General features: G+C 66.0%; 6 protein-coding genes and 1 pseudogene. 6 read left to right on the plus strand and 1 reads right to left on the minus strand.

The genetic code is table 11. The annotated features are described in order from the left end of the window. Positions 1-52: 52 nt before the first annotated feature. The 3 genes from JWN03_RS18245 to JWN03_RS18255 all read left to right on the plus strand — a co-directional run bounded on the left by JWN03_RS18245 (position 53) and on the right by JWN03_RS18255 (position 3,711). Positions 53-1,204: a PLP-dependent cysteine synthase family protein gene (locus JWN03_RS18245; RefSeq protein WP_297616073.1), complete on the plus strand. Its 1,152-nt coding sequence runs from the start codon at positions 53-55 to the stop codon at positions 1,202-1,204. Then, the gene (locus tag JWN03_RS18250; protein WP_297616075.1) at positions 1,201-2,628 is read left to right on the plus strand and encodes an MATE family efflux transporter; all 1,428 of its coding nucleotides are present in this window, start codon (positions 1,201-1,203) and stop codon (positions 2,626-2,628) included. The genes JWN03_RS18245 and JWN03_RS18250 overlap by 4 nt, the downstream gene beginning before the upstream one ends. Positions 2,629-2,757: 129 nt before the next feature. Further along, positions 2,758-3,711 carry a metallophosphoesterase gene (locus JWN03_RS18255; protein ID WP_297616077.1) on the plus strand — a complete coding sequence of 318 codons (954 nt, stop codon included), beginning with the start codon at positions 2,758-2,760 and terminating at the stop codon, positions 3,709-3,711. An 80-nt stretch (positions 3,712-3,791) separates the two neighbouring features. Here JWN03_RS18255 and JWN03_RS18260 read toward each other — a convergent pair whose 3' ends face one another. Continuing rightward, the gene (locus JWN03_RS18260; protein ID WP_441343011.1) at positions 3,792-5,255 is read right to left on the minus strand and encodes a stealth family protein; all 1,464 of its coding nucleotides are present in this window, start codon (positions 5,253-5,255) and stop codon (positions 3,792-3,794) included. Positions 5,256-5,831: 576 nt separating this feature from the next. On the opposite strand from JWN03_RS18260, the gene JWN03_RS18265 reads away from it, so the two are divergent. The 3 genes and pseudogenes from JWN03_RS18265 to JWN03_RS18275 form a co-directional block, all read left to right on the plus strand. After that, positions 5,832-6,323 (plus strand): hypothetical protein, encoded by a 492-nt coding sequence (locus JWN03_RS18265; RefSeq protein ID WP_297616079.1) that lies wholly within the window; start codon positions 5,832-5,834, stop codon positions 6,321-6,323. Positions 6,324-6,471: 148 nt separating this feature from the next. After that, a complete protein-coding gene (locus JWN03_RS18270) occupies positions 6,472-7,047 on the plus strand; it encodes a TerD family protein (RefSeq protein ID WP_297616081.1) in 576 nt (191 codons plus the stop codon). Between the two features lie 92 nt (positions 7,048-7,139). After that, positions 7,140-7,416 (plus strand): annotated as a pseudogene (locus tag JWN03_RS18275) (Fic family protein); the annotation flags it as partial.

Below are 7,416 nucleotides of genomic sequence, written 5' to 3' on the forward strand. Positions count from 1 at the left end.
CGAATGCCACGACCGCACCTGTCGCGCACCACCTATCGCGAGGAGTACGTTCATGCCGGTTGTCACGACGCGCGTGACAGACCTTATCGGCCGCACCCCACTGTTCGAGCTGGCAGCCACGGACACCGGCACCCGGCTGTTCCTGAAGCTCGAGAACATGAACCCCACCGGTGCCGCGAAAATCCGAATGGCCAAGGCCATGATCGACGATGCGGAAGCGCGCGGATTGCTGCGCCCCGGCGGGCACATCATCGAATCCACTTCTGGGAATACGGGTCTGGGGCTCGCGGTTATCGCCGCCGAACGCGGGTATCGCTTCACCGCGGTGGTGGACCATCACGCCTGCCGCGACAAACTTCGCACGATGAAGGCCATGGGCACGGAGCTGATCTTCGTCTCGGGGGGCGATGACGACAGCCTCTCCACCTCGGCACGGGAAAAGCTCGCCGAGCGAATGGCGCTGGACGAATGCGCGGCGGCCCTGCAGGCGGGGCGGGAGCCGAACACGTACTTCACCGAGCAGCACAACAATGATGCCAATCCGCTCGGGTACTACGTGCTCGCCGATGAATTGCTCGCCGATCTGGGGCGGGTGGATGCGCTGATTTCCGCTGTCGGGACCGGTGGTTCGCTGTTCGGGACGGCACGGCGAATGCGGGATCTGGGGTTGGAGCCGCTGCTGTACGGGGTCGAGCCGGTGGGGTCGATCGCCTTCGGCGGATCGGCCGGGCCGTATTGGCAGTCGGGGACCGGGACGCCGGAGGGCGCCGATCCAGGCAAGACTGTTGCCGAGGATCTGAGCATGCTCAAGGAGGGTGTGAAGGTCTCCGATGTGGAGGCGTTCGCCGCCACCCGGGTGCTGGCCACCAAGATCGGACTCATGATCGGTGGTTCGGCGGGCGGTTCGATCTTCGCGGCGCTGGATCGGATGGACGAATTCCCGGCCGGGTCCACGGTGGTCACGATTGTGGGCGACGGCGGGGAGAAGTATCTCGACACCGTCTTCGACGACTTCTGGATGAGTGAGCGGAATCTGCTCGATCCGGCCACCGAGGTCAAGGTCGCCGAAATGCTGGATCGCTACGCGCCGGCGCGCGGCTACCGGCCCCGGGCCGCCACGCCGCCTGCCGAGGCGACGCACACGATTCTGGTGCCGGCGCACGCCGACGCCGCGGCTTATGCGGGCGGGGCCACGGCCAAATGATTTACGGCCCTCGGCAATCCGATGTTGGGCGGCAAGCGCCGAGAGGGGGAGCGCTGACATCGCTGGCCACGCCCATCGCCTTGACGCAGCTCGCCCAGGTCGCGGTGTCGACCACGAATATCGCGCTGATGGGCACGCTCGGGGTGCGGCAGGTGGCGGCGGGCGGCCTGGCGCTGGTGCTGTTCAACCAGATTCGCACCATGTGCGTCGGGTTGATCACCGGCACCGGCAATCAGGTCGCGACCGTGGTGAGTCATGCCGATAAGCGCGCCGGCGGCCGGGACGCGGCCGCGGACGAGGTCCGGGAGGTGGTTCGATCCAGTTTCCTGATCGCGACCATTGCCGGAATCCTCGGCGGCGCACTGCTGATCGGGCTCGGCTGGGCATTGCACTGGCTCGGGCAGGATGCCTCGGTGCTGGCCGAGGCACGACCCATGATGGTCGCGCTCGCTCCGGGGTTGTTGCCCTGCCTGTGGTTTCAGGTGCTGCGGCAGTACACGGTCGGTATGCAGCGGCCGCAGGCCCTGCTGATGGTGACGCTCGGGTCGGTGGCGCTGAATGTGGCGCTGGCACTGGCCTTCATGCACGGCTGGGCCTTCCTGCCGAACCTCGGGCTCACCGGTGTCGGCGTGGCCACCTCGCTGGTCTTCCTGATCACCTTCGGCGTCTTCTGGGCCATGGTGCGCCGGGATCCGAAACTCGGCGCCACCCTGCCGCTGCGCATGTGGCCGGTGCAGTGGGGGACGGTGCGCGACGAACTGCGGCTGGGTACGCCCATCGCCCTCACCTACGGTTCCGAGGCCGGCATGTTCTCGGTGCTGGCGCTGGTGATGGGCAGTCTCGGTGCGGCGGCGCTGGCGGCGCACAATGTCGTCTACCAGATCGTCTACATCGTGTTCCAGGTGGCGATCGGGTTGTCGCACGGCGCTTCGATTCTGGTGAGCAAGGCCGTGGCGCGCGACGAATTCGGACACGCACGCTCGGTGGCGTGGCTGGCGCTGCGCTACGCGGCGGTGGTCGCGGCGCTCACCGGCATCGTCTATGTGGCCGCACCGGACTGGGTGCTGTGGCCGTTCCTGGACGACACCGATGCCGCCACCGTCTCGCTGGCGCACAGCCTCCTGCTTATCGCCATCGTGCTGCAGTTCTTCGACGCCGCCCAGAACATCGGTGTGGGCCTGTTGCGCGGTCTCAAGGACACCAAGGCAGGTTTCCGGCTGTCGCTGGTGGGGTATTGGATTGTGGGATTGCCCACTGCGCTGCTGCTCGCCTTCCCCCTGCATCTCGGCGCGGCGGGCGTGTGGTGGGGTCTGACCGCCGGTCTCGCGACCACCGCTGCCCTGATGCTGCGCCGCTACTTCACCCTGCTCCACCTGCGTGAGCAGGAGCATCCCCGAGTGCTGGCCGGTAGCCTCGGGCACTGAGTTGACACGTAAATCTCACCTCCCCGCAAGCATGCCGTCACTGACCGTGGGCACTCTGAAGGAAATGGCTTCGCTATTCTGGCGGACGGAATCGGCAAGCTGAGGGCACACCATCCGGGGAGGATGTCCGTGTACATCGCGAGAGTCGCTGAGCACCCGAGGGCAGACCACGTTCTGTTCCACTTCAGTGACACCCATCTGATCGCCGCTGACGCCGATCTCTACGGGGACGTCGACGCGGAAGCGCGGCTACGCCAACTCCTCGACGAGGCCGAGGCCAGCCGCATCACACCCACCGCCATCGTCTTCACCGGCGACCTCACCGATCAGGGTGAGGCAGGCGCCTACCGGAAGCTACGGGCACTGGCGGAGCCCTGGGCCGAGCGCATCGGCGCACCCCTGATCTGGGTGGCCGGCAATCACGACAGCCGGGCCGTACTGCGCGAAGAGCTCTTGAATGAAAAGGGTTCCGCCGCACCGCTGGACGCCGTGCACATGTTCGACGGGCTGCGCATCATCGCCCTCGACACCACCGTGCCCGGCCACCACTACGGCGAGATCACCGACGCGCAGCTGCAATGGCTACGCGACGTGCTGGCCGAGCCGGCGCCCTTCGGCACCATCCTGGCCATGCACCACCCGCCCATCCCCTGTGTGATGGATCTGGCAGTGACGGTGGAGCTGCGCGATCAGCGCCGCCTCGCCGATGTGCTGGACGGCACCGACGTGCGCACCATTCTGGCTGGGCACCTGCACTTCTCCACCAGTGCGACCTTCGCCGGGATTCCGGTGTCGGTGGCCTCGGCCACCTGCTACAGCCAGGATCTGGCGGTGCAGCAGGGTGGGCAGCGGGGCCGGGACGGGGCGCAGGCCTTCAACTATGTGCACATCTACCCGGACACCGTCGTGCACTCGGTGGTGCCGCTGGGTGCGGGACCGACGGTCGGCGATCCCGCGACCCCGGAGGAGGCGGCCAAAAGACTCGCCGACGCCGGGATCGTGATTCCGGAGGCCGCCCGCATCCCGCACGTCATGCGGCGCCGCGACAGTGCGACCGAATCCGACGGGGAGTCGGTGCTCTGACGCAGCGGCCTGTCACTGCGGTGTGTGTCCCGGCGCGGTGTGTGTCCCGGCCCAAAGCGCGCCGGGATGACGAGTTGAGTTCAGGCAGCGCCTGATTCGAACACGGCGATGGTGTCCGTGATCGTCTCGGGCTTCTCCCATGGGGCGGGTTGCGGGAAATAGGTGTCCAGGAACTCCGATACCGCGCGCACCCGCTCCACCTCCGGGACCTCCGGGAAACTGCCGTCATTGAGGCAGAAGAAGTCCACATTGCGGCGCTTGGCCAAACCGTCGAGCAGCGCGAGGCCGGTGTACATGGTGGTGTCCACGTAGCGGACCTTCGCCGCTTCCTGCGCGACGGCGCGCCCGGTGAGCAGCGCGTAGTAGTGGTAGAGCGAATTGGTCACCGAGATATCGGTGGCCGCGCGGAAGCGGCTGGTGCGGGTGCGCGCGAAGTCCTCCGGGAAGGCCTGCTCCATCTCGTGCAGCACACTGCGGCGCAGCGGAACCGGGGTGTGCTCCAGGTGCCGGGTGATGATGTGCCCGAAACGCCGGGTCAGCAATTGCCGGTTCATCCGGGCGGCGTTCTCGAAGCCGCTGCGGCGTTCATTGTTGGCGCCCGGGCCGATTCGGGTGCCCGCCTCGATATAGCGGCTGATCCCGGCGGGGGTGAAGAACATGGACGGGCGCACCGGGCGCGCGAAGAACATGTCGTCATTGGAGTACAGGAAGTGCTCCGCGAGCCCCTCGATGTGCTGCAGCTGGCTTTCCACCGCATGCGAATTGAACACCGGCAGGCCGCTCGCATCGGCGAAGTGGTCGATCGCCCGCACGACGGTCACCTGCGGATCGTCGGCCAGCCAGTCCGGCACTCTCGAGTCGGTGGCAATGAAGATGCGTCTGATCCACGGCGCGTTCTTGTGCACCGAGCGCAGCGCGTAGCGCAGTTCGTCGATCTGGCGGATGCGGGCATCGGCCTCGTCACCCTCGCCGACCACGACCTGCGCGAGCATTCCCGCACGGCGAGCACGGAATTCGGGATCGGTGCCGTCCACCCAGGAGAAGACGATATCGATATCGAAGCCGACATCGGTGGAGTGCGGGGTGAACATGCCCTCCAGCGTCGGCCAGCTGGTGTCGTACAGCAGCACGGTGGAGAACTCCACGTCGGCGAGGTCGAAGACATTGCGGGTCAAGGCATTCGGACGCGGGCACTCGACGGTGTCGCCGTGGTACTCCCACAGTTCGACATCCACGTGATGGGCGGTGTCCAGGTCCCGGCCCAGCCGGAATACATTGTGCTGCTTCTCATTGAACTTGAATCCGGACACCATGGCGGCGCCCAGTACGCGCCGCAGCTCCGCCCGGTGCGCGGTGTCGACCGCCAGGACCAACCGGTGATCGGAGTCACGTACCAGCAGGTACGGCACCTCCGCCGCAGTCAGCTCGCCACGCAGATAACGCAGATCGTCGATCACCGCATGGGACGCGACCAGATTCGACACCGTCGCGCCTCCCACCGTAACCACCGTGTCCGACTGCTGCCCCGACCCGAAATCCACCATCACCGTCTCCGCTCTCTTCGTGCTCGCACCTCACACTGACTTTCACAACACGGCGACCCAACGCGTCTACGCGGCGCGCTGCCGACCTGTCACCAGGTATGGGCGCGTGCCGCGAAAACTGTTGGGCGCATTCAGAAGAAGGGAGCGGACAGCAGAATGCGCGGGATACTCCACGGTCGTCTCGGGTACGGCCGGAACCCCATACGCACTCACCTCACTCGTTCGCCGGGACGCCTGGTGCGTCATGTTTTTCGATGCTGCTGCGTTCGTCGACGCCGAGGGGCGGACGGACTGTGGCCACCATCGACCTGGGGCCCCGGGCGTACATTGGCCGGCTACTCGCATGACCCCGAATCAACGGGGGACTGTAACGAATGATGCAACCGTTATCGCTTCTCGTCAATCCATTACCTCGCAGGTCCAAAGGTGTTTTCACACCTGTAACCGGCGAGCATCACGCGCCCGGCGTTCTGGAGGCCCTCCGCGGACGCCAGCGCACCAGGGGGGCAACGGCATACACTGGCGGGCAACACAGTCCAGCCCGCTGTGTAGATACCCGATCGTGAGGTGACGCAGATGGTAGCCGAAGCGCGGGAACGTCAGGAGCCCTCGACGGAAGGCCCGGAGACGGAACACCCCGAACTGAGCGTACTGCCGGAATGGCCGCAGGACACCATCGCGGTGTTGGTGACCACAGATCCCGCACCGCACGCCATCCCGGTCTCGTGGCCGGTGCGTGCCGGAGATCGACGGATTCTGCTCAGCCTCAAATCCGATCGCGGCTCGCTGGCGCGGCTGCGGGAGCGCCCCGATGTGGCGCTGCTGATCCTCGGCGGCGGCGATGTGGCGCTGTGCGCACGGGGTCGCGCGCAGATTCTGGCCGACCCCATGCCCGGCGCGGAGGACTACACGGCGGTGTCGATCGAGGTCGAGGTGATCGATGATCATCGGCAGTCGGCGTTCGCGGTGATGTCGGGGATCCAGCGCAATGTGCTCGATCCCACTGAATTGCGGTATCTGGAGAAACGGGTCGCGACGCTGAAATCCATGGCGACGGAACGTAACTGAGCGTTGCCCCCGCGCGGCCTATTCGGACAATTGCGACACGTGATCGACATGTGTTCCCCGGCGCCGAAATGAATGCCCGCAGCGGATCTCCACTTCGACCATAATCGGGAAGGGATGCGGTGTGAATGCACCGCGGGGAAGGAGAGATGTGAGCGTCAGTCTGGCCAAGGGCGGAAATGTATCGCTGTCCAAGCAGGCCCCGAACTTGACCAAGGTCGCGGTCTGCCTCGGCTGGGACGTCCGTACCACCACGGGTGCGGACTACGACCTGGATGCGAGCGCCATGGCCACCGGGCCGAATCAGCGGGTGCTGTCGGATGCGCACTTCGTGTTCTACAACAACCTGCGTTCGCCGGAAGGCACCATCGAGCACACCGGTGACAATCTCACCGGCGCCGGCGACGGTGACGACGAGGTGATCAATGTCGACCTGGCAGCCATGCCCCCGACGATCACCAATATCTTCTTCCCGGTATCGATTCACGAGGCAGATATCCGCCGCCAGTCCTTCGGACAGGTGCGCAATGCCTACATTCGCGTGGTGGACGCGGTCACCAGCGCCGAGCTGGCCCGCTTCGACCTCACCGAGGACGCCTCCACCGAAACCGCCATGGTCTTCGGCGAGCTCTACCGCAATGGCGCCGAATGGAAATTCCGCGCCATCGGCCAGGGCTACGCCTCCGGCCTCGCCGGCATTGCCCGCGACTACGGCGTCAACGTGTAGGTAGGCGGTCACCTCATGTCCTGATGTCCCCGGTTTAGAGACATATCCAATAGGTATGTCCTCAGATTGAAGACATCAGGACAGGAGGACGCGTGCTCTACTCCATACCCGAACTCGACGACGCCGATACCGAGGTGCTGGCCGGGGTCTACCGCCGCCTCGATGCGGTGGCCTCCGAAATGCGCGTCCCCGAGCGCTGGCCCGGCCTGCTGCGACGCAATCTCATCGCCCGAGCCATTCGAGGATCGAACAGCATCGAGGGCTACGTGGTCGAGACCGACGATGCGGCCGCAGCCGTGGACTACGAAGAAGCGCTCACCGCCGACGAACGCACCTTCGCCGAGATTCGAGGCTATCGGCAAGCCCTCG

Origin of the sequence: Nocardia sp. (genome assembly GCF_025465275.1) — a bacterium.
Classification (GTDB): domain Bacteria; phylum Actinomycetota; class Actinomycetes; order Mycobacteriales; family Mycobacteriaceae; genus Nocardia.